We start from the raw sequence: 1,343 nt of genomic DNA on the forward strand, positions 1-1,343 counted from the left end.
GTAGGTCATCCGTACGAGCACGAGACTGATCATGCCCAGTCAGCGGCTGGCGCACCGTCCGAGGTCAGCCGCAGTGAAGCGATTTTGGAGCACTACGGGTCCTGCTACTGCTCGACCAGGGCGACTTCACCGCCACTGCGGACGTCGCCGCGATCCCTCCGCACAAGGTCTTCCGGCTGCAGTGCGACTGGGAGAAGTTCGACCAGAGCCGCATCTCCATCCACGGCGTCAACGACGACGGCCAGATCGTCGTGACGCTTCCGGAGGACTGACAACCGCGACCACCAGAAGCACCACGCTGTGAGGGCAGACCGCGTCAAGCCAGGCCGTTGAAAAACTCACGCAGCTGGGCAACCGACACCTTCGGGCGCGGCGACCGCAGCCGGGGGCCGTCCCTCTGGTACTGCCCGCCGCCCACGTCACCGCCTGCTGCGCAACGTCGCCGACACGGGCAGCAGGACCGGCTCAGGTGCGGACCGGGCCCGGGATTGTCTACCAGCCCGCCGACCGACCTACGAGAGGGATGAAGCAGTGGGGATCAGTGGAGAGTGAGCGCCCGTGGCCGGGGCTCAGTGGCACGATGAAGTGTCCATGGCCGAGCGCATGTTGGGGGGTGTCGTTGCCGGGTGACAAGCGGCGTATCCAGACGGCAGTGTTGGGCAGCGCGGAGGGGGAGGCGGTCCGGCGGACGACGCGGAGGAGCTCGCGTCGGTTACCGGGAGGTGCGCTGATAGAGGACGACGCGGGATGAGCGGGTGCGCTGGACACGTCCGGCGCGGTGCAGGATCTGCAGGTGGTAGGAGACGGTGGCCGGGCTGAGGTAGAGGCGCTGGGCGAGCTCGCTGGTGCTTCGAGGCTGGGCCAGTTCGGCCAGCATCCTGGCGCGGGTGGCGCCGATCAGCTGATCGTCGGACGACGGGAGGCGGTCTTCCCGCCCCGCCGGGTAGAGGATCAGCGGTGTGCGGGGGGCCGGAACACCGGGCGGTTCGCCGCCGCAGAAGATCGCCCTGTTCGCGAAGACGCTGGGTACGAGGATCGCGGCGTCGGCGGACAGGTGGAGCTGGTGGGGGCTGGAAATGCGAAGGTGGACCTTCAGGGAGCCCTGGGCCCATTCCAGGTTTGGGGCCAGCTGGTTGATCGTGTCCGCGATTCCGTTCCGGGCGATGGTGGTGGCCCGCACGTTGATATCCCCTTCCAGCCGGGCCCGGATTCGTGGCCACTCGGGCGCAAGGACGGCGCGCCAGAACTGCGCTAGGCCATGTCTCTCCGATCATGAGCGGAGCCAGATGATGACGGCCGCGAAGGTTACGGTGCCCAGGAACACGTGCCCTCGCTTGTCATAG

General features: G+C 67.8%; 2 protein-coding genes. One reads left to right on the top strand and one right to left on the bottom strand.

Going from position 1 to position 1,343, the window contains the following annotated elements; all coding sequences use genetic code 11:
- Positions 1-101 precede the first annotated feature (101 nt).
- Entirely contained in the window at positions 102-272 is a 171-nt protein-coding gene (locus tag ACWC9T_RS41870) for a DUF6042 family protein (protein WP_449826258.1), read from the top strand.
- Positions 273-712: 440 nt separating this feature from the next.
- Here the strand turns inward: ACWC9T_RS41870 and ACWC9T_RS41875 are convergent, their stop codons facing one another.
- On the bottom strand, positions 713-1,180 hold the full coding sequence (locus tag ACWC9T_RS41875; RefSeq protein WP_449826257.1) for an ArsR/SmtB family transcription factor: 468 nt from the start codon (positions 1,178-1,180) through the stop codon (positions 713-715).
- Positions 1,181-1,343 lie beyond the last annotated feature (163 nt).

The organism is Kitasatospora sp. NPDC001159, from assembly GCF_053598235.1.